This window comes from Sphingomonas mangrovi (assembly GCF_047975845.1).
Taxonomy (GTDB): domain Bacteria; phylum Pseudomonadota; class Alphaproteobacteria; order Sphingomonadales; family Sphingomonadaceae; genus Sphingomonas.
Window position 1 is genome coordinate 45,006 of record NZ_JBIUCZ010000005.1, and the last position, 26,561, is coordinate 71,566.

Sequence of the window (26,561 nt, forward strand, 5' to 3'; positions counted from 1 at the left end):
CGACGGTGCCTGTCGCCGCCACACCGGGCTTCGGCGAGGCGGTGAAGACCGCCATCGCACGCGGTGGCGCCGGGATCGTGGCCCCGCTTGCGCAGGGATCGGGAACCGGCGATGCGGCCGCGCTTCCGTTTCCCGGCCGGAGCCTGTTCGCTGGCACGATGCCGGTGCAGGCGCCTCTGACGCCCGCGATGAATCCAGATGCTGCGGCGCCTGCGGGACAGGTGCCCGCCACGTTGCCGCAGACGGGCCACGTTGCGGTTGCACCCCCGTTGCCGGACCTGAAGGGCGTCGAAGTCCTCTCGAACTCGCTAGCCCAGCCAGCATCCGCGCAGCCTGGCGAACCGGCCATTATCGAGACCCGCGATAGCGTCTCGGAGACGGCTGAAGCGGCGATCGTCGCTGGCGACGAAGCCGGGCCGCCGCCGATGTCATCCCCGCCTGCTGCTTCATCGCCGGTATCGCTGCCATCCAGCGGCCGACCCGCAGCCAAGCCGGCGCAACCGATGGTGGCTTCGTCGGCTCCGGCGGTTGCGCAGCAGCCAGCCATGATGGTCGCGCTCGCCGCTAGTCCTGCGGTTGTTGCCGACGCGCAGACGGCCGAAGTGTCTGCGGTCGGTGAAGACGCGCTTCCCGACGATGCAACGTCGGACGGGGCGCCGACCTCGTCGTCCGGCGGGACGCTCGCGGCGCCGACCTTGCCCGCGCCGGTGGTCCCGCTGCCGATCGCGTCAGCCGGCGCTGCAGTGATGACGCCTGCCGATCCCTCCGCAGGACAGCCGAACGTCGCGACCCTGCCGCAGACCGCGACCCCGCCGCTGCGCACAGCCGCTGCCGAGCGGAGCGGGGAGGCAGTGCCGACGCCGGCCGCTGCCGCCGACGCGCCGGCTGCCGCCGGCTTCGCCGAGCGCCTCGCGAACTCTCTTCCCGCAGGGGCGGCTCCGCCGCGCCCGGATGCGGCCGCGTCGCAAGGTGCGCTGCTCGCCGGCGTCCAGCCCACCGCACAGCCGGCGGCGGCACCCGCTGCCGCCGTCGCGACCCCGACGCTGCCAGCGCACGCGCCGACGGTTGCGGCGCAACCCGGCCGCATCGGCCGCGAAATGGGCGTGGAGATCGCGCGCCGCCTCACCGACGGCGGCAGCGAACTCACCGTCCGCCTCAATCCGGGCGAGATGGGGCGGATCGAGGTGAAGATGTCGTTCAACGAGCACGGCACGCTGCGCGCCACCGTCGCCGCCGAGAGCCCGGCGGCACTCGACCTGCTGCGCCGCGACAGCGCCGATCTCGGTCGCGCGCTCACCGATGCCGGCGTCCGCGCCGATGCGCAGAGCTTCCGCTTCGATACCCGTTCGGGAACCGGCGATGGCGGCCAGTGGCAGCGGCAGGAGCAGTCCGGCGGCAACCCGTCCGGCTCCGGCAGCGGCCGCGGCTATGCCGCCGATCTTGCCGGCGAAGAACCCGTCTATCGCGCGCTCCGCACCAGCGGGCGCGTCGATCTCATGGCCTGAGGATTTTTCGATCATGACCAGCATCACCGCCCTCACCGGCAACACCCCCTCCGTCGCCTCGGCCGTCGGCACCACCGCCGCCGGCAAGGTGTCGGAGGACCTCAACATGTTCCTGAAGATGCTCACCACCCAGATGCAGAACCAGGACCCGCTCAACCCGATGGACACCGCGCAATATACCCAGCAGCTGGTGCAATATTCGCAGGTCGAGCAGTCGATCCAGCAGAACCAGACCCTCAAGGACATCCTGGCCAGCCTGACCACGCAGGACATGGCGCAATCCTCATCGTTCCTCGGCCGCGAGGCGCAGTTCGACACCAACGTCGCCGGGCTGACCAGCGCCTCGCCGGCGCAGTGGAACTTCACCGCCGATCGCACGGTGGGCTCGCTCGTCGCGACGGTCACCGACTCCAGCGGCAAGGTGGTCGACACGCGCACCATCGACCCGGCGACCAGCGGCCGGTTCAGCTGGGACGGCAAGCTCGCCGCCGGCGGGCAGGCGGCCGCCGGCAGCTACACGCTGTCGATCGCCGGGCAGGATCTGTCGGGCACCAGCGTGCCGGTGACGGTCAACAGCGTAGGCATCGTCAAGCAGGTCACGACGGTCGGCGGCGCGGTCAAGCTGGGCGTGAACGGCGCCGACATGCCTGCCGAAAAGCTGGTCCGCGTCTCCTCGGCCGACTGACGTCGGGCGGTCGCCGGGCCGCTTCCATCTCCCACGACGGTCGCGCTCCGCCCGGATCATTTCGGGCGGAGCGCGAACCGTTTCTGCTCGCCACCGGACGCCCTCCGGCCATCGTTCGCACCAACAGAAAAGCCGCCCGATCCTGACGATCGGGCGGCTTTCTCGTGTTCGCGAACGGGGGGGTTATGCGGCGAGATCGGCCTGCATCGGGTCGCCGTCCCATTCGCGTACCCATTGCTCGAAGGCGTCGGCCGGCATCGGTCTGCCGAACAGATAGCCCTGGCCGCTGCCGCAGCCGGTGCCGCGCAGCAGGTCGCGCTGTGCCTGCGTCTCGATCCCCTCGGCGATCACGTCGAGCCCCAGCCCGTTGCCGAGCGCGGCGACCGCACCGACGATCACCGCGTCGGTGCCGTTGACAGAGATATCCTGGACGAAGCTGCGGTCGATCTTCAGCCGGCTGAGCGGATAGCTCTTCAGCATGCTCAGCGACGCATAGCCGGTGCCGAAATCGTCGAACGAGATCGCCACCCCGCGAGCGTGGAGGGCGCCGAGCGCATCGCGCATGGTCGCGTCCTGGCGCAGGATGATGTTCTCGGTGATCTCGAGCTCGAGCGAGGTCGGGGAGAGGCCGACACGCTCCAGCGTCGACTGGACCTGGCTGGGCAGGTTGCCGTTGCTGAACTGCGCCTCGAACAGGTTGACGCCCATGCGCAGCCGCAGCCCGAGACCATGCCAGCGAGCGGCTTGGGCGCAGGCGGTATCCAGCACCCAGGTGCCGAGCTCGACCGCAAGCAGCGCTTCCTCGATCGCGCCGAGGAACTCGTTGGGGAGCAGCAACCCGCGGGTTGGATGCTGCCAGCGCACCAGCGCCTCCGCGCCGATCAGGCGCCCGTCGTCGAGGCTGACCTGCGGCTGATAGAATAGCACGAACTCGCCGTTGTCGAGCGCGCGGCGCAGATCGCATTCGCGCGCGTGACGCCGGGAGGAGTCCTGGCGAAGCGCTTCGGTATAGGTCCGCGCGCACCGGCGACCCTCACGCTTCGCCTGGTACATGGCCAGCTCGGCGTTGGCGAGCAACTGCTCGGCGGTGTCGGCATGGTCGGGGCTGCGGGCGATGCCGATGCTGACGCCGATGTGGAAGTACTCGCCGCCGATGGCGAAGGGTGCGGTGAGCGCGTCGCAGATGCGCTCGGCCGCGGCCTCCCCGCCGCCGGGAAGCACCACCGCGAATTCGTCGCCGCCGAGCCGGGCGACCATGTCGCCCAGCCGTACGCAGTGGAGCAGCCGACGGGCGATCTGGACGAGCAGCTGGTCGGCGGCACGGTGGCCGACGCTCGCGTTGATCTCCTTGAACTCGTCCAAGTCGAGTAGCAGCAGGTCGACCGGCTGCTGCCGGTCCATCCGCTCCGCCAGCCGGAGCAGCGTCATCGCGCGGTTCGGCAGTTCGGTCAGCGTGTCGTGGTGGGCGAGGTGGTGCAGCCGTTCCTCGTTCACCCGTCGGTCGCTGACGTCGCGCAGGATGGCGCCGAAGCTCGCTTCGCCGCCTTCGTACCACATCGACAGCGACAGCTCGATCGGCAGGAGGCGCCCGTCCTTGTGCAGGGCCTCCAACTCGACGGTCTTGCCGACACGATGCGGGGCGGTGCCGTCGAGCGCGCGGCGCATGCTGGCGTTGTGCTGCTCGCGCAGCTCCGGCGGGATGATCAGGTCGACGGGCTGCCCCAGCACTTCCGCCGCGCTATAGCCCAGCAGCCGCTCGGCGGTGCTGTTCCAGAAGCGGACGGTGCCGCTGCGATCCGTGCAGACGATCGCATCCTGCGATGTCGCGGCGATGTTCTCGAAGCGGCTCTGGCCGGCTCCCGCCGCGGTGACCAGCCGGCGGTGCTCGAGCCGGTCGAGCGCGAGTCTGGCGAGATGCTTCAGGCTTTCGCGATCGCCCGGCGACAGATCGCCGCGCGGTTGCTGGTCGATCAGGCACAGCGATCCGAGCCAGAAGCCGCTGGCGGAGCGCAGCGGTGCGCCCGCGTAGAAGCGGATATGCGGTTCGCCGGTGACCAGCGGATTGTCGGCAAAGCGGGGATCCTGCGACGCGTCGGGGATGACGAGGATGTCGTCGTTGTACAGCGTGTGGGCGCAGAAGGAGACGTCGCGGCCGGTACCGGTCATGTCGAGGCCGGCGCGGGCGGCGAACACCTGGCTCGACCGATCGACCAGCGACACCAGTGCGATCGAAACGCCGAACAGCCGCGTCGCCAGATGGACGATCTCGTCCAGTTCGGGGTCGCTCTCGCCGTCGAGCGCGTCGAACTCCCGGAGTGCCGCCAGTCTGGCGTCCTCCTCCGGCCCGATCTTCCTTGTCCTCACCGGATTCTCCACGGTCTCAGCGATGGGTGCCGCTTCTCGGCTCGCTCGCGGGGGCAGGGGAGCGCGGCGTGCCGCCGAACCATTGCCCCCGGAATGGTTCATGTTGTTGCATTATAGGTGATTTCGGCCGGGTCGGGCCGGTAGCGCCTGCAAAAACGGAGTCAGCGTCTGGATCAGCCGAGCCGCCGGGCGAGCCGCATGACATAGCCGATGACTTCCGCGACCGCCGCGTAGTGCTCGGCGGGGACGGGATGGTCGATCTCGACCGCGGCGTAGAGCGCACGGGCGAGGGGGCGGTTCTCGACGATCGGGACGTTGGCGCCGGTCGCGACCTCGCGGATGCGCAGCGCCACCGCGTCGACGCCCTTCGCCACCACCACCGGCGCGCCCATCTTGCCGTGATCGTACTTCAGCGCGACGGCGAAATGGGTCGGGTTGGTGACGATCACGCTGGCGGTCGGAACGGCGGCCATCATCCGCTTGCGCGACCGCTGCATGCCGATCATGCGGATCTTGGCCTTGATTTTGGGATCGCCTTCCGACTGCTTGTGCTCGTCCTTGATCTCCTGGAGCGACATGCGCATCTTGCTGAGCCAGGAACGGCGCTGATACACGAGGTCGGACAGCGCGATCGCGCCGACCAGCACCGCCACCGACTTCAGCAGCATCACGATCAGGTCGAGCGCGGCGCTGCCGATCACCATCGGGTCGGCGCCGACGAACTGGTCGAGCGCGACCGCCTTGGGCCACAGCACCATCAGCGATACCGCCACGACCGCGCTGACCTTGGCGAGCGTCTTGGCGAACTCGACCAGCGCGCGCTTGCCGAACAGCCGCTGCGCGCCGGAGAGCGGCGACAGCTTCGACCATTTGGGAGAGACCCGCGACCAGCTGATCGTCGGGCGGCCCTGGAGCAGGCCGCCGAGCAGCGCGAAGGCGACCAGCGTGCCGAGCAGCGGCGCCAGCACCGCGAACAGCTGTGCCATCGTGCCCGTGGCGAGGCTCTGCGCCCCTTCCGCCGACAGGGTGAAGTCGTCGGCGCGGCCCCACAGCCTGAGCAGCAGGTGCCCCATCCGTCCGACGGTCCAGACGCCCAGCGCGCCGGTGACGATCAGCGCCGCCGCAAAGATCGCGGCATGGCGCATCTCGGGCGCGTGGGCGACGTCGCCCTTTTTCCGCGCATCCGACAGCTTCTTGTCGGTCGGATCGTGGGTCTTCTGGTCCTTGTCCTCGGACATGCGGTCAGTTCCAGCCGCTCTGCATCCAGCTCGCCATCGCGGTGGCGAAGCCGGTCAGCATGGTGCCGAGCACGGTGGCGAAAAGCGCCAGGCCGAGGAGGAGGTTGAGCGGCTGCGCGACGAAGAACACCTGGACCGCCGGCGCGAGCCGGGCGGCGAGCCCCAGCGCCACGTTGAACACGATGCCGTAGACGAGCAGCGGCGCGGCGAGGCTGATGCCCAGCGCCATCGCGCGGGTGGCGGTATGCAGCGCCAGGCTGGCGAAGTCGCCCGCGGGCGGCAGCGCGCCGACGGGAAAGATGACGTAGGATCGCACGATCGCGGCGATCCACAGATGGTGGACGGCGAGCGCCATGCACACCACCGCGGCCGCCACGCTCACGAACTTGGAGACGATCGTCGCCTGGCCGCCCTGCGATTGATCGAAGATCACCGCCGAGGAGAGGCCGATCTGGAGGCTGACGATCGACCCGGCGATCGCGATCGCCTGGAACATCATCTTGACCAGCAGGCCGAGGCCCAGCCCGATCAGCAGTTCCGTCACCAGGATGCCGGGGAGCGCGTCGCCGTCCGTCGCCAGCGGCATGGTGTGGACGCCGAGCAGCCCCCACAGCGCCGCCGTCATGCCCAGCGCGATCAGCAGGCGGATGCGGCCGGGCACCGCATCTTCGGAGAAGACCGGCAACAGCATCAGCACCGCGCCGATCCTGGCGAACAGGATCAGAAAGGCGGTGGCCTCCTGCGGAAGAGCGTCGGGGTTCACGGTCAGCCGTGGATGATGCGGTCGCTGATCTGCAGCGTGAAGTCGGACAGCGCGTGGCCAATCATCGGCAGCGACAGCAGCAGGACGACGCCCATCGCCAGGATCTTCGGGACGAACGTCAGCGTCTGTTCCTGCACCTGCGTCAGCGCCTGGAACAGGCTGACGACGACGCCGACGATCAGCGAGGTGAACAGCAGCGGCCCCGCGATCGTCAGCACCAGCACCAGCCCGGCGCGTGCGATCTCCATGGCGTCGAAGGCGGTCATCGCGCGTGCTCAGATCTGCAGGCGCATGATGTCGGAATAGGCGTTCACCACCCGGTCGCGCACCGCGACCACGGTGTCGAGCGCGGTCTCCGCCGCGCCGATCGCGGTGACGACGTCGATCAGGTCTCCCTTGCCGGCGACCTGCCTGGCGCTCGCCGCCTCGGCCTGGCGCATCGAGCCGGCGGCGTCGGTCACCATCTGCTCGACCATCGCGCCGAAGCCGCCGGCACCCGCTGCGCCGGCGCCGCCCTTGGTGCCGCCCAACTCGCCCAAGCCACCGAGCCCGCCGCTGCGGCCGACACCCAGCACCCGGCCATAGGCGGCGGCTGCGTCCAATGCTCCGATAGACATGTCGGCAGGTCCTTACTTGAGCAGGTCGATGGTGCGCATCGTCAGGCTCTTGGCCGCGTCGATCGCATTGAGGTTGGCTTCGTAGGAGCGCTGTGCCGCCTTCATGTCGGCGCTCTCGACGAGGCTGTTGACGTTGGGCGTGAAGACATAGCCCTGTGCGTCCGCCGCGGGGCTGCCGGGCTGGTAGACGCGCTGGAAGGCCGACTTGTCGGTGTCGACGCGCGACACCTTCACCTGCGTGGCGCCGGTGGCGCGGTCGACTTCGGCGCGGAAGGTGGCGACGCGGCGGCGATACGGATCGCCCCCCGCCTGGCTCGACACCGAGTCCTGGTTCGCCAGATTCTCGGCGATGACGCGCATGCGCAGCGACTGCGCCCGCAGGCCCGATGCCGACACCTGCACCGCTGTGTTGAGGTCCATCTGGAAATTCTCCGGGCGGCAGGGGCTGCCGCTGACACCAGACTTATAGGCAAGTTTTTCCTAGTCGGCGGTCGGGCGTGCTTTTTTGATCCTATAACGTTGCTCGAAAGGAACGCGTCATGTCGGTTCTCGACGATATATCCATCGAGATGTCGATCGTGCTGGGCTCGTGCCAGCTCCCGATCCGGCAGATCCTGAAGATGAGCCGCGGCGCCATGATCCCGCTCGATTGCGGGCATGAGGATCCGACGCTGGTCTATGTGAACAACAAGCTGGTCGCGCGCGGCAAGGTGCTCGTGAGCGAGGACCAGATGTCGCTCGAGGTCACCGACGTGGTGCGCAAGGGCGACCTGTAAGATGGACGTGCTGTCGCTGCTGCGCACGCTCGGCGGGCTGGGCATCGTGCTCGGCCTGCTGTGGGGCGCGCTGTGGCTGGTCCGTCGCTACGACATCAAGCTGCCCGGCCGCATCGGCGGCGCGGCCGAGCGACGGCTGGAACTGGTCGAGCGGGTCGCGGTCGACGCCAAGCGCAGCGTGGTGCTGATCCGGCGCGACGACCGCGAGCATCTGCTGTTCATCGATCCGGCGGGGACGGTGGTCGTGGAGGCCGGCATCGCCCGTTCCGCGAGCGCCGCGGCGGCGCCGGCCGCCGAATCCGCCGAGATGCACGACACCTCGGCGACCGCACCGCTGGCGACCTTCCGCGAAGCGCTCGACCGCATCCAAGCGCGCAAGCGCCGGGTGCGGGGCGAGGGCGAGCACCCCGTCCATGACTGATCGCCGCACGCTCCTGCGGCTCGCCGCCGCAGGCGTCGCGCTGCTGACCCCCGCCGCCGCCTTCGCCCAGACCGCCACGCTCAACCTGGGCGGCGGATCGATGTCGGGCCGCGCGATCAGCCTCGTGCTGATGCTGACGGTGCTGAGCCTCGCGCCCGGCATCCTGATGACGGTGACGTCGTTCACGCGGATTGTCGTGGCGCTGTCGCTGCTGCGCACCGGGCTGGGCGCACAGGGCGTGCCGCCCAACCCGGTGATCATCAGCCTGGCGATGTTCCTGTCGTTCTTCGTGATGGCGCCGACCTTCCAGAACGCCTGGGACAACGGCGTCAGTCCCTATACGCAGGGCCAACTCACCGAGACGCAGGCGTTCGAGCGCACCGCCGAGCCGTTCCGCGTGTTCATGCTGTCGCAGGTTCGCGACGACGATCTGGGGCTGTTCACCAAGCTGTCGAACAAGCCCCTGGTGCCGCGTGCGGAGACGCCGCTGCCGACGCTGCTGCCGGCCTTCATGATTTCCGAGCTGCGCCGCGCGTTCGAGATCGGCTTCCTGCTGCTGCTGCCCTTCCTGATCATCGACCTGGCCGTGTCGGCGGTGCTGATGGCGATGGGCATGATGATGCTGCCGCCGACGACGATCTCGCTGCCGATGAAGATCATCTTCTTCGTGCTGGTCGACGGCTGGGCGCTGGTGGCGGGGTCGCTGGTACGGAGTTTCAGCGGCAGCTGAACCCGCCCACGGTCTCCGATCAGGCGGGAACCGCGTTGGTGACCGCGACGAAGCGGACGACGTTCGGGCCGTAGACCTGGGTCGCGGCGTTGCGCACCACCGTGCGGAAGGTCTCCAGTTCGGGCAGCAACCCGTCCGGACCCGCCGCCATTGGCGTGCGATAGGTCTGCATGTTGATCGCGTGGAGTAGCAGCGGCATGCGCGCGTTGACGCTCTCCACCTCGTCGAGCGGCACCTCCAGCGAGGCGTCGAAGCTGACGTAGCCCGACATGGTGCCGTCCTTCAGCACCAGCGGGGCGATGATCTTGGTCGCGGGCACGAAGCCCGTCTTCTCGTTCTTCGCGGCGACGGCGGCGCCGGCGGGACGCTTGCCGACCAGCATGCTGGTGCCGAACGCCGCACCGCCGCCGACGCCGAGCCCGGCGACCAGCACGGCCAGGGGGAGGAGGATCTTCTTCATCGCGGCCTTCCGTCAGAACTTGAAGCTGGCGTCGCTGGGGAGCGCCGGGGCGTCGCCCAGCGCGACGATGGTGATGCGACGGTTCTCCGGCCGGTCGGGCTGGTCCGGGTAGACCGGGCGGGTCGCCGCCATCGCCACGACCTCGGCGAAGCGGTCGGCGGTCAGCCCGGCGCCGATCATCGCCTGCCGCGCCGCGAGCGCACGGTCGGCAGACAGGCGCCAATTGGCTTCGCTCTGCCCGCCGGTGCCGTCGGTGTGCCCCTCGATCGCGATCTGCGCGCCCGACTTGGCGAGGCGGCCGGCGACGCGGACCAGCAAAGCGCGGGCGAAGCCGTTGAGCTCGGCGGTGCCGTTGCGGAACATCGACCGGTTGGCTGTGTCCATCAGGTTGATGCGCAGCCCGTCGCGGCTGCTCTCGATGCGGATGCCCTGCCTTGCGGCGTCGTCCTGCGGCAGGCTTTCAAGGGCCACCCGCATCTCCTGCGCCAACACGCGCATCGACGCGTCGGGAACGTTGGCAGTGCCACCCCGGGCGGTGCCGCCGGTCGCCGACGCCATCGTCGGCTGACCCTTGCTGTTGACGTCGTCGGCCGGGGCCGGACGGATGCGCCCGCCCATGCCCGGAACGTTGCCCGGCGTCTCGCCCGAAGCGCTCGGCGCGTCGGGAGCGGAGGGGGAGAAATACTCGGCCAGCCCCTTCAGCCGCTGCTTGTCGGGGCTGCTGATCAGCCACAGCAGCATGAAGAACGCCATCATCGCGGTCACGAAGTCGGCATAGGCGACCTTCCACGCGCCGCCGTGGTGGGCGGCGGCGGTCTTCTTGATCTTGCGGATGACGATCGGGCGGGTGTTCCGCGCGGCGCTGGCCATCGTCAGGCCGCCTGCGCCAGCGCGAGCGCGTCGCGAAGCCGGTCCTGCACCGCCGTCAGCCGCACCGGTGCGATCGCCTCATAGGGATCGACGCCCTGCGACAGCCGGTCGAGCACCGAGGCGCTCTCGTCGGCGCACTGGATGATGAGGTCGAACGTCTGGAGCTGGTCCAGGTAATGGGCGGAGAAATGCTCGTCGCCGACGAGCGTCTCGGCGAGCCGCTCCAGCAGCGCGCCGATCAGGCGCAGCTCTCCGGCGACCGCGGCGTGCAGGGTGGGGGCGAGGAGGTCGAGTGTGGCCATGATCGGTTCGCACCAAGGTCGCTGGAGGAAGGGTCAGAAGAGTTCGAGGTCGCCGCTGGCGGCGGGAACGGGGGCGGGGCGCATCACCGGCGGCGGCGCGTCCGTCACCGCCGTCGAGCGAGCCTTGCCCTCGACGGGCAGGAACTCGACCCGGCGGGCATGGGTGCCGCCGACGTCGGCGTGGATCAGCGGGATGTTCTCGGTCTGCAGGAAGCGCCGGGCGAAATCGGCGTTGCTCTGGCCGATCGTGCCCAGCCCAGCGACGACGTTGCCGCCGCCGTAGAGCTGTGCCGTCAGCCGCGAGCGCACCGCGCCCCGGCCCATCAGCGCGTTGATCAGCAGCTCCATCGCGTGCAGCCCGTAGCGCTGCCGGTCCTGGACGCTGATGTGGTGGCCGGGATCGGGCTCGCCGAGCAGGAAGTGGTTCATGCCGCCGATCCGCGCCACGCCGTCGCGCAGGCACACCGCGATGCACGAGCCGAGCACCGTCGAGATGACGGTGTCCGGCTCGGTCACGACGGCATGTTCGCCCTGGATGATGGAGATGCGCCGCATCGTTCGATCCGCGTCAGGTGAGCGCGCCGAAGACGCGCTCGATCTTTTCCTTGAGGGCGGCGGGGGCGAAGGGCTTCACCAGATAGTTGTTTACGCCCAACGCCGCGGCCTGCTGCACGAGGTCGCGATCCGACGAGCCGGTGAGCATGATGAACACCGTCTTGCCGATCACGGCGTCGCCGCGCACCTGGCGCAGGAACTCGAGCCCGTCCATGCCGGGCATGTTGTAGTCGGAGATGATCAGGTGGACGCGGTCGGCGCGGACCGCCTCCAGCGCTTCCTCGGCGCTCGGCTTGTCGCGAACGTCCTTGAAGCCCAGATCCTGCAGCGCGACGCGGATCATCGCGCGCATGCTGGTCTGGTCGTCGACCACCATCACCTTGATTGCTGATGCTGCGGGCATTGACTCTTTCCCCGAACTCTTAGCTGCGGCACGCGCCGAGGATCGCCTCGGCCATGACGGACAGACCGATCTCGCGCTCGACGGCGCCAAGCTCGGCCGCGACGCGCGGCATTCCGTAGATCACGCAGCTCTCCCGCGACTGGCCGAAGGTGCGGGCGCCTGCCTGCCGCATCGCCAGCAATCCCTGTGCTCCATCGGCGCCCATGCCTGTCAGGATGGCGCCGACCGCCTGGCCGCCCAGCGGCGCGACCGACTGGAACAGCAGGTCGATCGACGGACGGTGGTTGGAGTGGCGCGCGCCGGGGCGCAGCCGCAGCCGGCCGCGCAGCCCGCCGACGAGCGTCATGTGGTTTTCGCCGCCGGGCGCGATGTAGACGGTGCCCCGCTCGACCGGCATCGAGTCCGTGGCTTCGACGACGCGCACCGCGCATTCGCGGTCGAGCCGCGCGGCGAAGCTGCCGGTGAAGCTGGCGGGCATATGCTGGACGATCAGGATCGGCGGGCAATCCGCGGGCATGGTCCGCAGCAGCTCGAACAGCGCCTCGACGCCGCCGGTCGACGCGCCGATCGCGATCAGCACGTCGCGGAAGCCGCCGGCCGGGGCGGGGGCGGCAACGGGGGCCGGGGCGGTCGAACGCGTCCGGACCGAGGCGCGCCCGGCGTTGCGGACGGTGCGGCACAGGTGCGCCGCATCCTGGGCGATCTCCAGCGGGTTGCCGGTCGGCTTGGCGATGCAGTCGACCGCCCCCAGCCGCAGCGCCTCGACCGTCGCCTCGGCACCGCGCGCGGTCAGCGTCGAGCACATCACCACCGGCATCGGCCTCAGGCGCATGATCTTTTCGAGGAAGGACAGCCCGTCCATCCCCGGCATCTCGATGTCGAGCGTGACGACGTCGGGGTTGAGCTCCTTGATCATGGCGCGTGCGGCATGCGGCTCGGGCGCCATGCCGACGACCTCGATCTCCGGGTCGGCGGACAGGATGCGGTTGAGCAGCGCACGCATCGCGGCGCTGTCGTCGACGATCAGGGCGCGGACGGGGCTCATGCGACGCTCCCCGCCGGCTTCTGATAGGTGGTGTGGCCGCAGCTGCGCATGCGCGCGGCGGCGGGGCCGATCAGCCGCTCGGAATGGCCGATGTAGAGATAGCCGCCGGGCGCCAGCATCTGGACGAAGCGCTCCTCCAGCTCGGCCTTCGCCGCGTCGTCGAAATAGATCATGACGTTGCGGCAGAAGATCACGTCGTACTGGCGGCGCATCGGCCAGGGGCCGAACAGGTTGAGCACCCGCGCGGTGACGAGCGCACGCGCCTCGTCGGCCATCTGATAGTCGTTGCCGACGCGACGCATCCACGCGTTGCGATAGGGGGCCGGAACGGGCTCGACGATCGAGGCCGAATAGACGCCGCGGCGGGTCGCCTCGACCACGGGCGGCGATAGATCGGTCGCGAGCAGCCGGACGTCGCCCTGGCGCAGCCACGCGGCCGCCGACGGATCCTCGCCGAGCAGGCACATGGCGATCGTATAGACTTCCTCGCCGCTCGAGCAGCCCGCCGACCAGATCCGCACCGGCTGGTGACGCGCACGATCCTGCAGCCACGGCATCGCCGTGCTGCGCAGATGGTCGAAGTGGTGCTCCTCGCGAAAGAAATGGGTGTGGTTGGTCGTCAGCGACACCACCATCGCCGCGCGCTCCGCCGGATCCGCCTGGACCAGCCGGACATAGTCGCGAAAGCTCGCGAGCCCGTGCGCGCGCAGCCGACGGCTGAGCCGCGAATGGACCAGCGTCTTCTTGGCCTCGGTCAGGTGGATGCGGGCGTCGCTCTGCATGATCCCGGCGACGACGGCGAACTCGGCCGAGCCGAGGTCGCCAGCGCCGTAGATCGCAGACGGTTCGCCGGCGAGGGCGGCGGCTGTCATGCCGCGGCTTCCATCGGTCGCGTGAGGCTGAGCGTGGCGAGGTCGAGCAGCGACACCATCGTCCCGCCGGCCGGCGGCGCGCCGTCGGTGGTGCGGGCGCTGATCTGCACCAGCCCGGAAATGACGTTCTCGCCAATCTCCACTTCGGGGGCGGGCTGCACGTCCTCCTGCTTGATCAGGACGATGTCGGCGACCTCGTCGACCAGGAAGCCGCAATGCTTGCCGCCGATGTTGACGACCAGGATGCACGAGCGCGAGTGGATCTCGCTCGCCGGCCAGCCGATGCGCTCGGCCAGGCCCACGACCGGCACCACGGTGCCGCGCAGGTTGGTGACGCCCTTGATATAGGGAGCGACGCCCGGCAGCGGGGTCGGCTCTTCCCATTCGCGGATCTCGATCAGCGCCGACATGTCGATGCCGAACATCTGGTGGCCGAGCGAGAAGGTGACGACCTTGCGCTCGCCGGGTTCATGCGTGGTGGTCATGCGGCAAGTCCTTTGAGTGCGTGCGGAGAGGCGGGGGCGGTCCAGGCGACCAGCGCCTCGACGTCGAGGATCAGCGCGATCGATCCGTCGCCCAGGATGGTCGCGCCGCCCAGGCCGCGGATCGGATGCAGGTTCTGGTCGAGGCTCTTGATGACGACTTCGCGGCGGTCCTCGATCGTGTCGACCATCAGGCCGACGTGGCCGGCCTCGCTCTCGACGATGATGACCAGCGAGTCCTCAGGCGCGCGGACGCCGCCGCCAAAGCCGAACACGTCGGTGAGCCGGCGGACCGGCAGATAGTTGCCGCGCAGCTCGACGACCTCGGAGGTCGGCGACAGCGGGCGGACCTGGCCGGGCTCGGGTCGCACGGTCTCGACCACCGTCGCGAGCGGCAGGACGTAGCGGTGGCCCGCCAGCCGCACGACCATGCCGTCGAGGATCGCCAGCGTCAGCGGCAGGATCATGGTGAAGCTCGTGCCTTCGCCCGGCACCGAGCCGATCTCGACCCGGCCGCCCAGCGCCTCCACGTTCGAACGCACCACGTCCATGCCGACGCCGCGGCCGGAGATGTTCGAGATCGTCTCTGCGGTCGAGAAGCCGGGCGCGCAGATCAGCTGGTCGATCTCTTCGTTCGACAGCACCGCGTCGGCGGCGATGATCCCCTTGTCGACCGCCTTGGCGCGGACCCGGGCGCGATCAATGCCGCGACCGTCGTCCGCGACGCGCACGAAGATGCGCGCGCCCTTCTGCTCGGCCGACAGGCGGATGGTGCCCTCGCCCGGCTTGCCGGCGGCGAGCCGCTCCTCGGGGCTCTCGATACCGTGGTCGACCGCGTTGCGGATCATGTGGGTCAGCGGGTCGCCGATCTTCTCGATCACGCCCTTGTCGACTTCGGTCCCTTCGCCGATCGTCTCCAGCAGCACCTGCTTGCCGGTCTCGGCGGAAAGGTCGCGCAGCATCCGCGGCACGCGGCTGAACGCCTGCTTGATCGGCTGCGCACGCAGCGACATCACATTGTCCTGGATCTCGCGCGTCAGCCGCGCGAGCTCGGGCAGTTCGACGCGTTGCTGGTCCTTGGGGCTCAGCCGGTCGGCCAGGATCGAGTTGCGGATCACCAGCTCGCCGACCAGGTTGAGCAGCATGTCGAGCTTGGTGAGGTCGACGCGGATCGTCTGCGCGGGCGGCTCGGCGGCACGCGCGGGGGGCGGGGGCGCCGCCGTCGGCGGAGCCGGGACCCCGACGGGCGACACCAGCTGGAGCGCGGGCGCCGGTTCCGTTGCCGGGGCAGCGGGGGCGGGTTCGAACTCGGGCAGCGCCACGGGTGCGACCTCCGGCTCGGCACCGGCTCGCGCAATCTCGATCAGCGAGTCGGGTGACACGAAGTCGAAGCACTCGGCGACATCGGCCTCGGCGAGCGCGGCCGGCGCGGACAACGTCCACACCAGATAGCCTTCCTCCGGATCGAGGTCGCGCAGGCCCGGCAGCGCCGAGAGGTCGACGTCGGTCACCTTGCCGCCGAGATGCTCGATCTCGCGCACCACCAGCAACGGCTCGCCACCGTTGGCGAGCGCGGCGCGCGCGGGATGGAAGCGGATCGTCCAGTCGCTCGCGGGGGCCATCGCGGGCGGATCGAGATCCTCCAGGCTGACGCCGACCGGCTCGAAGCCGAACGGATCGAGATCGTCGACCACCGCTGCGATTGGGGTGAAGCCGAACTCGTCGGCGTCGTCGATCGCGGGTGCGGCAGCGCTCGGGGCCGAGGCGGGAGCCGGCGAAGGGACCGCCTCCGCGCCCTTGTTCTCGAGCACGCCATCGAGCGCCGCCAGCGCGGCGGCGTCGCTCGGCGTGGCGCTGATACCCTTGGCCGCCTCGACATGGTCCGACAGCACGTCGAACGCGGTGAGCATCACCGCGGTCACTGCCGGCGTCGGCGGGATGCGGCCGGCGCGCACTTCGTCCAGCACGTTCTCGAACCGGTGGGAGAAGGCTGTCAGCGCGGCATGGCCGAACGCGCCGGCGCCCCCCTTGATCGAGTGCACCGCGCGGAACACGCCGGCGATCACGTCCGCGGACACGTCGCCCGCGGCCATCGCCGACAATCCCTGTTCGGCGGTCGCCAGCCCCTCGGCGCATTCTTCGAAGAAGATCGCCTGGATCTCGTCGAGTTCGTCGCTCACGGGCACACCCGGCGGATCGCCGCGGCGAGCTTGTCGGCGTCGAACGGCTTGGTGATCCAGCCGGTCGCACCGGCGCTGCGGGCGCGTGCCTTCTTGTCGTCCGAGAACTCGGTCGACAGCACCAGGATCGGCGTGCCGCGGAACTGCGGCAGCGCGCGGACGGCCTCGATCAGCTCGAACCCGTCCATCCGCGGCATGTTGATGTCGGTGATCAGCAGATCGGGCGCCAGCTCGTGCATCCGCTCGAGCCCGTGCACGCCGTCGTTGGCGCTCTCGATGCGAAAGCCCTGCGCGGTCAGCGAGCTCTTGAGCAGCATCCGCATGCTGGCCGAGTCATCGACGGTGAGGATCAGTTTGCTCACAGGAGATCGTCCTTTCCGACCGGGAGGCCGATGGCATCGGCGAGGCGGCTCGCGACCACGCGCTGTACGAACGCGGGGCTGGGATTGTGGATGGCGAAGGCGTGGCCCGACTGGACCGCCTCGCGGCGAGCGGCGACCAGCACCTGCAGCACCGCCTGGCCGACGCTCTCGACCTCGGCGGCATCGACGACCGTGCGGTCGCTGAAGTCGGCGGCGAGCACCATCTGCGTGCGCAGTTCGGCGGCCGTCACGGTGGTGCCGTGCGCGGGCAGGCGGATCACGGACGGGTCCTCCGACGCGTTAGGCTGTGGCAGGGATGAGTTCATTCTTGGCCTCGTCGAGCGCGGTCTCGAGTTGCTGGAAGGTCGGCGCGCAGCTCGACGGCGTCATCCGCCGCGCGATCTCGATCGCGACCTGAGTGGGGGCGCCCTGGGCGTGGGCGATGATCGCCGTCTTGGCGATCGCGAACGGCTTGGCGTCCTCCTCGACGACCTGAAGCAGCTTCTGCGCGAGCGGGCCGACCAGGCAGTAGGCGAGCAGCACGCCCAGGAAGGTTCCGACGAGCGCGCCGCCGATCATCGCGCCCAGCACTTCGGTCGGCTGGTCGATCGAGCCCATCGTCTTGATGACGCCGAGCACGGCGGCGACGATGCCGATCGCGGGCAGGCCGTCGGCCATCGCCTGGAGCGCGTGTTGGGGAGCGAGCTCCTCGTGGTGATGCCGCTCGATGTCGTTGTCCATCGCCTCGGCGAGCTGATGCGGGTCCTCGAAGTTGACCGTCATCATCCGCAGATAGTCGCAGACGAACTCCACCAGGTGATGGTCGGCGAGCACCCGCGGGTAGCGCGTGAAGATCGCGCTTTCCTTGGGGGCGTCGAGATGGGACTCGATCGCGGTCGCGCCGCCCTTCTTGAACGTCGCCAGCAGCGCGAACAGCAGCGTCAACAGGTCGCGATAGTCCTTGTCCTTCCACCGCGGCCCCTTGAAGGCGCGCAGCAGGCCCTTGCCGGCGAGCTTCACCGTCGACATGGAATTGGAGACGATGAAGGCGCCGATCGCGGCACCGCCGATCGCCAGCAGCTCGTGCGGCAAGGCATGCAGCACGATCTCCATCTTGCCGCCCGACCACAGGAAGCTGCCGAAGACGCAGCTCACGATGATCAGCAGGCCAACGCCGTTGAGCATGGGAGGGGAGACTTTCTGTTGCGGTCGAACGGTTCCTCCCGATTATAGAACGGTTCCCGCGTGCCCCGGCGTTCGCGCCCAAAACATTGCGCAGTCCTTCGCCGGCGCCGGCAAAATGATCGCGCCTACGCACCGAACCGCGCGCGATCCTCTAGAATGGGGGCAGAATATCGAAGGAGCTGCCATGTCCCTCAACGCCTATGAGCGTGCGCGCACGATGGTCGAAAGCCCGCGCGGCGCCGAATATCGTCTGATGAGCCAGATCACCGGCGACATGATGCAGGCGCGCGACTCCGGCCTGAGCGGCGCGGCGCTGGTGCCGGTGCTGCACCGCAATCGCGAGGTATGGAGCGCGTTCAGCGGCGCCTGCGCCGCCACCGGCAACCAGCTGCCCGACGCACTGCGCGCCAGCATCATCTCGATCGGCCTGTGGGTCGATCGCTTCACCAGCGACGTCGTGGCCGGGCGCGACTCGATCGAGGAACTGATCAGCGTCAACTGCTCGATCATCGACGGGCTGCGCCACCAGAACGCCCTCGCCGCCTGATCGAGCGGGAGCCTCACACCGCGGGGAACAGCCCCGCGGTGAAGGCGATGCGCAACGCTTCGGACAGGCTGCGCACCTGCAGCTTGTCCATCAGGTTCGCGCGATAGATTTCGACCGTGCGGGGGCTGAGGCTGAGTTCGAAGGCGATTTGCTTGTTCGGACGCCCGTCGATCAGCCCCTTGAGCACCTCACGCTCGCGCATCGACAGCTTGGCGAGCGTCGCTGTGGCCGCCTCGGTATGCGCGCTCGCCGCGCGGTTGCGTTCGAGCCGCTGCAAGGCGGCGTCGATCGCGCCGACCAGTGCGTCAGGCTCGCAGGGCGTCTCCAGCACGTCGAAGGCCTCGGCCTTCATCGCTTGGACCGCGGCGCGGACGGTGCATTCTGCGCCGATCACGATGGCGACGAACCTGCTGCCTTGGGCGCGGATCGCCTGCAACACGTCGACGCCGTCTTCGGCGGGGATGTGCAGGTTGAGGACGACGACACCCGGATCGAGCTCGTCGACCTGCGCGAGAAAGGCGTCTGCCGAACGAAACCCGCGGACGATGCACCCCGCTTTCGCGAGGCGGAGCATCTGCAAGGAACCGGTATCGGACTCGGAAGGTGCGGTGACGTAGATGTTGCCGTTCACGCAGATCGGTCTCCCGTGCGGACCGACCGCTTCGATTCGTACGCGCGTACCGCCTTACCCTTCCGAAGCATTCGAGCGTTCTCCCCCAGCCTTCGCACCCCTGCCGGCCAAACCTGATAGCCGTCTGAGCCCGAATGGACCAGTTTTGTTGACAGTTGGTGCACGCCGCGCGCGAAACGTGCGGCCGATCGGCCGATCGGCCGGGCAGCCGCGGTCAGACGAACGATGCGGCGATGACCGCGGCTACGTCGGCGGGGTCCTTTTCGTCCAGCGCGATCTCGATTTCCGGAGCGACACTGTGCCCCTGCATGGCGCCGTTGCGATCCTGGAGCACGGCAAGCACGCGGTAGCCGTCCGCCTCGCGCAGCACCGCCAGGCCCCCCGCGACCGGATAGCGATCGGGATCGACCACCAACGTCGCGTTGCTCGGCATACCGAGTCCCAGCGTCGCGCGGCAGAGGCGGAGGCCGTAGGCGCGCGGACCGGCCGCCGCCGGCGCCTCGATCCGGTCGGGGGTAGGGGTGTCGGCGATGAGCCCGCCGGCAAGCGCCGATCCGAACACCGGCAGCATGCGCGGTGTCGAGGGCGGTTCGGCAGCCATCGGTGTTCCTTCCGGAAAGCCGATTGGGGGTTGCAGGGGCGGGGCGAGGGGGTGCCGCAGCCTCGCCAGATCGGCGACCAACTCGGCGGTGCGCTCCCGCGTACGCGCCAGCCGGGCCTCGGGCCCGCCGATCGCCGGGAAATAGGATACGAGCGCGCCGGAACGATGCTGGGCCAGCACGTGGCGCCGCAACGTATGCTCGCGCTTGACGCCGAACACCGCGCACAGCCCGTCGATCGTTCCCGCACCCCAGCGACCGAGCGGCTTCTGCGCATTCTCCAGGCGGGAGACCACCACCGGCGGCAGGCCGAAGTCCTCACCGAGGCGCGCGAGCGTCAGCGCACGGTCGTCGTGGCGCCGCGCACGCAACGCGGCGGCGAGCAGGACGGCGAAGCGCTCCTCGTCCCAGTCGATCGATGCGGGGTCGAGGAACGGCGCGGCCCAGTCGGCCAGGTCGAAATCGGGAGCGTCGATGTCGAGCAACAGCGCGTCCGGCTCGGTCGACAGCGCGGTGGCGATCTGCGTCAACTCGTCGGAGCGCGCGAACACCTCTCCCCGCTCGATCTTCGACAGGCGGATGTAGGGGATGTGCGGCAGCTCGGCCGACAGCCCCATCAGCGTAGGGAACCCTGCGTTCTGGCGGAGCTCGCGAACGCGGTTGGGAAAGACGAAGGCGCGCCAGGGATCGACCGCCGCTCCTTCGGACTCCGCCGGCACTTCGGCGAGCGTCACGGCGACGTCACGCGCGTCGATCGATGCGGCTTCGCGTCACCCACTCCTCACGTCCTCGTCGCCGACCTGCGGTGCTGGCGACGCCGGAGTGGCCTCGCCAGCAAGACTTAGCCTACAGGATCCTTTTGCGGAAGCATCGCAAACACGTAGGGACAGCGGGCCGCCGTACGCGACGGACCCGCTGTCCCATCATCATCCAGTGCGACAGCGCCTGCTTCAATTGGCGAGCACCTTGCGGCGCAGCGTGTCCGCGAGCAGCTCCGGGGCGGCCTCGCTGACGACTTCGAGGTCGAAGTCGTCGTCGATCGCGGTGCAGACGCTTTGCGGATCGATCGCCACGACGCGGGTCAGCTGGGCGTTCGCCACGTTGGTCCCGGGCAGGATGCTCGGCGCCGCCGGCTTGCGGGCCCGGGCCGGCTTCACCGCCGGGCGCGAGGTCGCCTCCATCACGGTGAAGCGCGGATCGCTGCCGGCGAGCTCGGCCATGATCTTGGCGGCGCTCTTGGTGATCTGACGGACGCGCTCCTTGGTAACGCCGGTGTCGTGGTTGACCTCGTCCAGCGTCGCTTCGTCGAACAGGCGGCGCTCGACGACGGTCCGCTGCTCGGCGATGCGGTTCTCGAGGTCGGCGAGCTCGTCGGCCGAGACCGCCACGTTCTTGCCGCGAAACCGCGGCAGGTTGGGATCGACGACCTGAACCTCGCTGCGCTTGGCGCGCGCCCGGCGCTTGAGCTGCGACACGCCGACCTCGCGCAGGTGCTGGACGTAGCCGTCGATCAGCGCGGAGCGGGCACCCATGGTGAAATAGTCGGATGCGCCGGATTCGGTGCGCATCAGCGCGTCCTCGTCCTCGATCATCGTCTCGAGCGAGCTTTCCTCGCCATCGGCGCCTGCCGAGAAGGCGTTGAGCGACACCGTGGTCGCCGCCACCTTCTTGGCGGAGGGACGCTGGTCGGTCATCAGGCGGAAGCGCAGGCTCTGCAGCTCGCCGCGCAGCTGCCAGTTCACGAAGGTGGTGAACTGCGCCTTCTCCGGCTCGTAGCCCTGGATGGCGCGGTGCACGCCGATCGCGCAGCACTGCTCGGCATCGTCCCAGTGAGCGACGAGACCGTACTGGCGGATGAAGTGGCGGATGCGCGGTGCGATCAGCTTGAGGATCTGGGCGAAGGCGCGATCCGCCTCGGCGCGCTGACGGGCCGTCTGCCGAGTGTCGCCGGCGGGCGTATTGGCGATCACCGTGGAAACAGCAGCTTCCAGCGCGGCAGTGGTCTTCGACATCAGCTTTTTCCCCAACCAGCGGGCGGGTGTACCGCCTCGCTTCGTTGAGGTGCTTTTCGCATGTCAGAAGTTAATAGGAGGACAATCCTCCTATCCGTATCTTTACCTAAACCTCCCGCTTCGCGGTGCCGATCCAGAAACCTAGGGTTTCGCTCAGGGAATGACGCTGTCCTGACGCGGATCAATGCCGCGACGGATCGCCTGTCAAAGTTATAGGATGAATTTCGGATTATGCAGGGTTGCCTGCGCGAAATTTCGTAGCGTTCCCGGCAAGCGACTCGCCCGTTAACGAGTCGCGGGCACCGTCAGGCTGCGAAGCGCTCCGGCTGCAGGTTGCGGCGGACATAGTCGAGGAACCACGTGCGGTGCGCGACGGTGGCATTCCCCGCCTGGGCGATGTTCTGGCTGGCACGCGCGGTCCCGATCTGCGCGCACAGCAGGGTGCGGGCGCGCGCCGGGTCGAGTCCGCCCTTGGCGAACTTGATCGCATCGCCGAGGCCGAGGTGGTGGCCCAGATAGGCACTTTGCGCGATCGTCGCGGCATCGTTGCCCACCGGCACCCCGGCACGGCGCAACCCGTCGAGGTTGCCGCGCGCATAGTCGGCGACGGCGTTGATCGACGCTTCCGCGTCGTAGCGCAGCGACAGCAGCGACGCGCGCGCCGACGGCAGAACCCGCCCGTTCTCGCCGATCCAGCCGCGCGCGTTGGCGGCGGCGTTGAGCCAGCTGCCCTTGGTGTTGGCCATTCCCACCCAGGTGCTGCTGAGGAACTGGCCGAGCCCTGCGGCGCTGGAGCGCGGATTGCGCGAGTAGAGCTGCCAGCTGCCGTCGGCGCCCTTCGCCGCCTCGGCGTTGACGATCGCTGCGAGCGCGGGCGCCGGGATGCCGGTGCGTGCCGCGGCGCTGGCGATCGCCTCCTGATGCCGCGCGTTGGGGCCGAGCCCGGTCGCCCGCACCGCCGCCGTCGCGAGGTCCGCGGGCGGGTCGCAGGGCGTCGCGACGGACGTGCTCGGCTGTACGGCGGCGATCGAGGAAGCAGGCGTCGCCGCCGCCTTACGGGCCGGTTCGAACAGCGCCAGCAGCGAGTCGAGCGGCATCGAATCGTTCTCGGGGCAGACGTGCCGATCGCTCGTGGCGTCGTCGCCGTCGCCCAGCGCCGCGCGCCACAAGCGGTCTGACAGCTCCGACCGCGCCTGGCTGTAGATCAGCTCGGCCTTTTGCGTCGGCGAAAGCTGTTGCAGCTCGGCGCGGGTGATCGCGTTCATCGCGCGTCTCGCGCGCGTGCCTGCCGCGCGAGATGAAGCGTGCGGGCGAAGCGGGCGCCGGCGAAGTCGTCGACGGAGGCCTGCTCGACTCCGGCCGCCGCGCGATCGGCCTGTTCGCGGAAGCCGTCGGCGGCGCCTTCGAGCGCGCGCAGCGAACCGTAGCTCTCGATCGCCTGGTGGCGCAGCGCCTCCAGCTCGGCATCGGCAAGGCGGCGCAGCTCGGCAAGCCGCTCGCGCTCCGCACGGGCGCGGGCGAGATACGGCATCGCCGACAGCGTCCAGTCGCCGGCGGCGATGCGGCTCTCGCGCACCATCGCCTCGGTGATCGCCAGACGACCGGCATCGGCCTCCGCCAGCCGCTGGGTGGCGGTGCCGATCGAGGTGCGCAGGTCGTCGACCTCGCGCTGCCGCGCACGAAGGGCGGTGTCGTACGGGGTCTTCATGGCTGCGGTTCCAGCATGGCGCCGAGCGTGGCGAAGGTGTCGGCGGCGTGGCCGCGATCCCCCTTGCCCTGCTTCAGCAGCGTTTCGATCGCGGGCGCGAGGCGGATCGCCTCGTCCACCTCGGGGCTCGATCCGGCTTTGTAGGCGCCCAGCCGCACCATTTCCTCCATGTCGCCATAGGTCGACAGCAGCCGACGCGCGGCGAGGCGGGTCTCGTTCTCTTCCGGCGTGTGGCAGTGGGGCAGAGTGCGCGACACTGACTTGAGGATATCGATCGCCGGATAGCGGCCGCGCTCGGCGATGCGGCGGGTGATGACGACATGGCCGTCGAGGATGCCGCGCACCGCGTCGGCGACCGGCTCATTATGGTCGTCGCCGTCGACCAGCACGGTGAACAGCCCGGTGATCGATCCCTGACCCGGCAGCCCCGGCCCGGCGCGCTCGAGCAGGCGCGGCAGCTCGGCGAAGACGGTGGGGGTATAGCCCTTGGTCGCCGGCGGCTCGCCGTTGGCGAGGCCGATCTCGCGCTGCGCCATCGCGAAGCGGGTGACCGAGTCCATCAGGCACAGCACGTTCAGCCCCTGGTCGCGGAAATGCTCGGCGATCGCGAGCGTCGTCCAGGCGGCCTGGCGACGCATCAGCGCGGGCTCGTCGGAGGTCGCGACGACGACGACGCTGCGCGCCAGGCCTTCGGGGCCGAGGTCGTCCTCGACGAATTCCTGCACCTCGCGACCGCGCTCGCCGATCAGGCCGATCACCGCGACGTCGCACTCGGTCCAGCGCGCCAGCATCGACAGCAGCACCGACTTTCCGACGCCCGAACCTGCGAACAGGCCGAGACGCTGGCCGCGGCACAGCGGCACGAACACGTCGAGCGCGCGCACGCCGGTCTCGACCTTCTCGCCGACGCGGGCGCGGTGCGCGGCGAGGGGCGGGGCGGCCTTGATCGCACGCGGCTCGGCGCCGGCGCGCAGCACGCCCTTGCCGTCGACCGGGCGGCCGAGCCCGTCGACCATCCGGCCGAGCCAGGCATTGCACGGCCGCACCGCGAACTCGCCGGCCGCGAGCAGCGCGCGCGTGCCCGACGACAGCCCGTGCGGGTCGCTGAACGGCAGGCACTGCGCGACGTTCGCGTCGAGGCCGGTGACCTCCGCCTCCACCGTGCCGCCACGCGCCTCGATCCGCACGCGCGAGCCGATCTGGGCGGCGCCGGTCAGCCCCTCCACCTCGATCAGCGCACCGCGCACGCCGACGACCCGGCCGAAGCGCTGGTCGAAGGACAGGCCGCGCAAGGTGCGGGCGGCGGAGGCGAGCGTCTGCACGGCGGGCGTTCCGGTCAGGCGGCCTGCACGGGCAGACGGGCGAGCGCCTCGCTCTCGTAGGCGATCAGCGCGCGGCACTCGGTCAGCGCACGATAATAATCGGCGGCGGCGAGCAGATGGGCGATCCGAGCGCAGATCGCGCGCGGCTCCTCCGCCTCGAACACGTCGACGAGGTCGCCGAGCAGGTTCACCACCTGGTCCTGCTGCGCCGCGCGCCCGTCGTCGCCGCCGATGTAGGCCAGCATGCATGCGAAATAGAGCCGGCGCGCGGGCGTGGTCGCCTCCTGCGGCGACATCACCTCGCGGCCGCGCATCAGCGCGACCTGGTTCTCGACGACGAGGTCGGTGCGCCCCACGGAGCGCATCACCGCGCCGTTGACGATCATCTTCTCGCCGTCCTTGAGCGAAATACGGAGGGTCATCGCGCCGAAGCCTTCTTCTGACAGGTGCTGCTTTCCCCAACTTATAGGCGAGCGGTGCCGCAAACCGGGGAAGGGTGGGCAAAATTTGCCGGGCGCGATTTTTTCGCCGCGATCGAACCGCCGGCAGTGCGGCCGTCCTAAGATGCTTCCTGAACGGGCGTGCGCGGCGACGATGCAGGCGGGCCCACCACCGGGGAGACCATCCTTGAGCCTCTATTCCGCTCTCTATGCCGGCGTGTCCGGCCTCAGCGCCGAAGCCGCCGCAATGGCCGGCGTCGCCGACAACATCACCAACATCAACACCGTCGGGTACAAGGGCACCGACACCCAGTTCCGCACGATGGTGACCGACGGCAAGGCGCGCTCGACCTACTCGGCGGGCGGCGTGCAGGCGGCACCGCGTTCGCTGATCTCGCAGCAGGGCCTGCTTTCGGCCTCGACCAGCGCGACCGACCTCGCGATCGACGGCAACGGCATGTTCGTGACCCGCGACGGCAGCGGTGCGGACAGCGCGGTGTCGTTCACCCGCGCCGGTTCGTTCACCGCCGACAAGCAGGGCTACCTCCGCAACACCGGCGGCTATTATCTGCAGGGGTGGAAGCTCGACAACGCGGGCAACTACACCAACACCGGCGATCTCAACGCGCTGGAGCCGGTGCGGCTGAGCGACCTGACCGGCACTGCCGCACCGACCTCGAAGGTCGCGATGCGCGTCAACCTCCAGTCGACGCAGGAAGCTTATACCGGGGCCTATGCCGCGGGCGACATGGCGAAGGGCACGCTGGCACCGCAGTTTACCCGCGCGGTCACCGTCTATGACGCGCAGGGCGGTTCGCACCAGCTCAACATCGGCTTTACCAAGCGCGGCGCCAACGAGTGGGCGACCGAGATCTACGCGAGCCCTGCCAGCGACGTGAGCGCCGCCAACGGCATGGTCGCGGGCGGCACTGTCCGCTTCAACGGCGACGGCAGCCTCGACCTCGCCGGCAGCTCCAAGGACTTGTTTGGCTCGCTCAACATCGGCTGGACCAACGGCGCGGGATCGAGCCCGATCAAGCTCCAACTCGGCGATGACAAGGGTCTCAACGGCCTGACCCAGTTCGGCAGCGAGTCCGCGCTGATCTCGTCGAGCGTCGACGGCGGCCTGCAGGGCGCGTTCACCGTCCAGGTGTCGGAGAGCGGCCGCGTGAGCGCGCTGTTCGAGGACGGTACCTCGCGCGAGGTGTTCCAACTGCCGATCGCGACCTTCCCCAACCCGGATGGGCTGACCCGCCTGTCCGGCAACGCCTATGCCGCGTCCGACCTGTCGGGCCTAGTGGCGATCAACGAAGGCGGCGCCGCCGGCGCGGGCAAGCTGTCGTCCAACAACCTGGAGGCGTCGACCGTCGACCTGGCGGGCGAGTTCACCAACATGATCCGCTTCCAGCGCGCCTACAGCGCCTCGTCGAAGATCATCACCACGGTGGACGACATGCTGCAGGAAGTCAGCAACCTGAAGCGCTGAT

The 26,561-nt window shown here is 69.5% G+C and carries 32 protein-coding genes; 7 read left to right on the forward strand and 25 right to left on the reverse strand.

The window, feature by feature from the left end:
• Positions 1-545 precede the first annotated feature (545 nt).
• Both ACBY01_RS04255 and ACBY01_RS04260 read left to right on the forward strand, forming a co-directional pair.
• Positions 546-1,505: a flagellar hook-length control protein FliK gene (locus ACBY01_RS04255; RefSeq protein WP_416459527.1), complete on the forward strand. Its 960-nt coding sequence runs from the start codon at positions 546-548 to the stop codon at positions 1,503-1,505.
• A gap of 13 nt (positions 1,506-1,518) precedes the next feature.
• Positions 1,519-2,190 carry a flagellar hook assembly protein FlgD gene (locus tag ACBY01_RS04260; RefSeq protein ID WP_416459528.1) on the forward strand — a complete coding sequence of 224 codons (672 nt, stop codon included), beginning with the start codon at positions 1,519-1,521 and terminating at the stop codon, positions 2,188-2,190.
• Positions 2,191-2,373: 183 nt separating this feature from the next.
• On the opposite strand, the gene ACBY01_RS04265 is transcribed toward ACBY01_RS04260, so the two are convergent.
• From ACBY01_RS04265 to flgC, 6 genes are all read right to left on the reverse strand, one after another.
• Positions 2,374-4,554, reverse strand: coding sequence for a putative bifunctional diguanylate cyclase/phosphodiesterase (locus tag ACBY01_RS04265; RefSeq protein ID WP_416459529.1), 2,181 nt, complete (start codon positions 4,552-4,554; stop codon positions 2,374-2,376).
• Positions 4,555-4,727: 173 nt separating this feature from the next.
• A complete protein-coding gene (gene flhB, locus ACBY01_RS04270) occupies positions 4,728-5,792 on the reverse strand; it encodes a flagellar biosynthesis protein FlhB (protein WP_416459530.1) in 1,065 nt (354 codons plus the stop codon).
• 4 nt (positions 5,793-5,796) lie between these two features.
• Positions 5,797-6,555, reverse strand: coding sequence for a flagellar biosynthetic protein FliR (gene fliR / locus ACBY01_RS04275; protein ID WP_416459531.1), 759 nt, complete (start codon positions 6,553-6,555; stop codon positions 5,797-5,799).
• Positions 6,556-6,557: 2 nt separating this feature from the next.
• Entirely contained in the window at positions 6,558-6,821 is a 264-nt protein-coding gene (locus tag ACBY01_RS04280) for a flagellar biosynthetic protein FliQ (RefSeq protein WP_416459532.1), read from the reverse strand.
• Between the two features lie 9 nt (positions 6,822-6,830).
• Complete coding sequence (gene fliE / locus ACBY01_RS04285; RefSeq protein ID WP_416459533.1) at positions 6,831-7,172, reverse strand: flagellar hook-basal body complex protein FliE; 342 nt, start codon at positions 7,170-7,172, stop codon at positions 6,831-6,833.
• A gap of 12 nt (positions 7,173-7,184) precedes the next feature.
• Positions 7,185-7,592: a flagellar basal body rod protein FlgC gene (gene flgC / locus ACBY01_RS04290; protein ID WP_416459534.1), complete on the reverse strand. Its 408-nt coding sequence runs from the start codon at positions 7,590-7,592 to the stop codon at positions 7,185-7,187.
• A gap of 119 nt (positions 7,593-7,711) precedes the next feature.
• On the opposite strand from flgC, the gene ACBY01_RS04295 reads away from it, so the two are divergent.
• From ACBY01_RS04295 to fliP, 3 genes are read left to right on the forward strand one after another with little or no spacing between them, the layout of a single operon-like run.
• Positions 7,712-7,948, forward strand: a complete 237-nt coding sequence (locus ACBY01_RS04295; RefSeq protein ID WP_416459535.1) for a FliM/FliN family flagellar motor switch protein — start codon at positions 7,712-7,714, stop codon at positions 7,946-7,948.
• 1 nt (position 7,949) lies between these two features.
• Positions 7,950-8,369, forward strand: coding sequence for a flagellar biosynthetic protein FliO (locus ACBY01_RS04300; RefSeq protein WP_416459536.1), 420 nt, complete (start codon positions 7,950-7,952; stop codon positions 8,367-8,369).
• Complete coding sequence (gene fliP / locus ACBY01_RS04305) at positions 8,362-9,099, forward strand: flagellar type III secretion system pore protein FliP (RefSeq protein WP_416459537.1); 738 nt, start codon at positions 8,362-8,364, stop codon at positions 9,097-9,099. The genes ACBY01_RS04300 and fliP overlap by 8 nt, the downstream gene beginning before the upstream one ends.
• Before the next feature lie 19 nt (positions 9,100-9,118).
• On the opposite strand, the gene ACBY01_RS04310 is transcribed toward fliP, so the two are convergent.
• Genes ACBY01_RS04310 through motA form a run of 12 tightly spaced genes read right to left on the reverse strand, consistent with a single transcriptional unit; the run spans position 9,119 to position 17,815 of the window.
• Positions 9,119-9,559, reverse strand: a complete 441-nt coding sequence (locus ACBY01_RS04310; protein WP_416459538.1) for a hypothetical protein — start codon at positions 9,557-9,559, stop codon at positions 9,119-9,121.
• Positions 9,560-9,571: 12 nt separating this feature from the next.
• On the reverse strand, positions 9,572-10,429 hold the full coding sequence (locus ACBY01_RS04315) for a flagellar motor protein MotB (protein WP_416459539.1): 858 nt from the start codon (positions 10,427-10,429) through the stop codon (positions 9,572-9,574).
• A gap of 2 nt (positions 10,430-10,431) precedes the next feature.
• Positions 10,432-10,731, reverse strand: a complete 300-nt coding sequence (locus ACBY01_RS04320) for a hypothetical protein (protein ID WP_416459540.1) — start codon at positions 10,729-10,731, stop codon at positions 10,432-10,434.
• A 33-nt stretch (positions 10,732-10,764) separates the two neighbouring features.
• The gene (locus ACBY01_RS04325; protein ID WP_416459541.1) at positions 10,765-11,286 is read right to left on the reverse strand and encodes a chemotaxis protein CheD; all 522 of its coding nucleotides are present in this window, start codon (positions 11,284-11,286) and stop codon (positions 10,765-10,767) included.
• A gap of 13 nt (positions 11,287-11,299) precedes the next feature.
• Positions 11,300-11,689, reverse strand: coding sequence for a response regulator (locus ACBY01_RS04330; protein ID WP_416459542.1), 390 nt, complete (start codon positions 11,687-11,689; stop codon positions 11,300-11,302).
• A 19-nt stretch (positions 11,690-11,708) separates the two neighbouring features.
• Entirely contained in the window at positions 11,709-12,734 is a 1,026-nt protein-coding gene (locus tag ACBY01_RS04335) for a protein-glutamate methylesterase/protein-glutamine glutaminase (protein ID WP_416459543.1), read from the reverse strand.
• The gene (locus ACBY01_RS04340; protein WP_416459544.1) at positions 12,731-13,606 is read right to left on the reverse strand and encodes a CheR family methyltransferase; all 876 of its coding nucleotides are present in this window, start codon (positions 13,604-13,606) and stop codon (positions 12,731-12,733) included. Before ACBY01_RS04340 ends, ACBY01_RS04335 begins: the two co-directional genes overlap by 4 nt.
• Positions 13,603-14,091, reverse strand: a complete 489-nt coding sequence (locus ACBY01_RS04345) for a chemotaxis protein CheW (protein ID WP_416459545.1) — start codon at positions 14,089-14,091, stop codon at positions 13,603-13,605. The genes ACBY01_RS04340 and ACBY01_RS04345 overlap by 4 nt, the downstream gene beginning before the upstream one ends.
• Positions 14,088-16,268 carry a chemotaxis protein CheA gene (locus ACBY01_RS04350; protein WP_416459546.1) on the reverse strand — a complete coding sequence of 727 codons (2,181 nt, stop codon included), beginning with the start codon at positions 16,266-16,268 and terminating at the stop codon, positions 14,088-14,090. The genes ACBY01_RS04345 and ACBY01_RS04350 overlap by 4 nt, the downstream gene beginning before the upstream one ends.
• Positions 16,265-16,630, reverse strand: a complete 366-nt coding sequence (locus ACBY01_RS04355) for a response regulator (protein WP_416459547.1) — start codon at positions 16,628-16,630, stop codon at positions 16,265-16,267. Before ACBY01_RS04355 ends, ACBY01_RS04350 begins: the two co-directional genes overlap by 4 nt.
• Positions 16,627-16,911: an STAS domain-containing protein gene (locus ACBY01_RS04360; RefSeq protein WP_416459548.1), complete on the reverse strand. Its 285-nt coding sequence runs from the start codon at positions 16,909-16,911 to the stop codon at positions 16,627-16,629. Before ACBY01_RS04360 ends, ACBY01_RS04355 begins: the two co-directional genes overlap by 4 nt.
• Before the next feature lie 19 nt (positions 16,912-16,930).
• Positions 16,931-17,815, reverse strand: a complete 885-nt coding sequence (gene motA / locus ACBY01_RS04365; RefSeq protein ID WP_416459549.1) for a flagellar motor stator protein MotA — start codon at positions 17,813-17,815, stop codon at positions 16,931-16,933.
• A 184-nt stretch (positions 17,816-17,999) separates the two neighbouring features.
• Between motA and flaF the strand changes: the two genes are divergently transcribed.
• Complete coding sequence (gene flaF, locus ACBY01_RS04370; protein WP_416459550.1) at positions 18,000-18,362, forward strand: flagellar biosynthesis regulator FlaF; 363 nt, start codon at positions 18,000-18,002, stop codon at positions 18,360-18,362.
• A gap of 13 nt (positions 18,363-18,375) precedes the next feature.
• Here flaF and ACBY01_RS04375 read toward each other — a convergent pair whose 3' ends face one another.
• The 7 genes from ACBY01_RS04375 to ACBY01_RS04405 form a co-directional block, all read right to left on the reverse strand.
• A complete protein-coding gene (locus ACBY01_RS04375; RefSeq protein WP_416459613.1) occupies positions 18,376-18,936 on the reverse strand; it encodes a response regulator transcription factor in 561 nt (186 codons plus the stop codon).
• A 271-nt stretch (positions 18,937-19,207) separates the two neighbouring features.
• Positions 19,208-20,326, reverse strand: a complete 1,119-nt coding sequence (locus ACBY01_RS04380; RefSeq protein ID WP_416459551.1) for a helix-turn-helix domain-containing protein — start codon at positions 20,324-20,326, stop codon at positions 19,208-19,210.
• A gap of 216 nt (positions 20,327-20,542) precedes the next feature.
• The gene (locus tag ACBY01_RS04385; protein WP_416459552.1) at positions 20,543-21,604 is read right to left on the reverse strand and encodes a sigma factor-like helix-turn-helix DNA-binding protein; all 1,062 of its coding nucleotides are present in this window, start codon (positions 21,602-21,604) and stop codon (positions 20,543-20,545) included.
• Between the two features lie 305 nt (positions 21,605-21,909).
• Positions 21,910-22,869, reverse strand: coding sequence for a peptidoglycan-binding protein (locus ACBY01_RS04390; RefSeq protein ID WP_416459553.1), 960 nt, complete (start codon positions 22,867-22,869; stop codon positions 21,910-21,912).
• Positions 22,866-23,312 (reverse strand): hypothetical protein, encoded by a 447-nt coding sequence (locus ACBY01_RS04395; RefSeq protein WP_416459554.1) that lies wholly within the window; start codon positions 23,310-23,312, stop codon positions 22,866-22,868. The genes ACBY01_RS04390 and ACBY01_RS04395 overlap by 4 nt, the downstream gene beginning before the upstream one ends.
• Positions 23,309-24,634, reverse strand: coding sequence for a flagellar protein export ATPase FliI (gene fliI / locus ACBY01_RS04400; protein ID WP_416459555.1), 1,326 nt, complete (start codon positions 24,632-24,634; stop codon positions 23,309-23,311). The genes ACBY01_RS04395 and fliI overlap by 4 nt, the downstream gene beginning before the upstream one ends.
• Positions 24,635-24,648: 14 nt before the next feature.
• On the reverse strand, positions 24,649-25,056 hold the full coding sequence (locus ACBY01_RS04405; protein ID WP_416459556.1) for a flagellar biosynthesis repressor FlbT: 408 nt from the start codon (positions 25,054-25,056) through the stop codon (positions 24,649-24,651).
• Between the two features lie 205 nt (positions 25,057-25,261).
• On the opposite strand from ACBY01_RS04405, the gene ACBY01_RS04410 reads away from it, so the two are divergent.
• The gene (locus ACBY01_RS04410) at positions 25,262-26,560 is read left to right on the forward strand and encodes a flagellar hook protein FlgE (protein WP_416459557.1); all 1,299 of its coding nucleotides are present in this window, start codon (positions 25,262-25,264) and stop codon (positions 26,558-26,560) included.
• The last annotated feature ends 1 nt before the right edge of the window (position 26,561 follow it).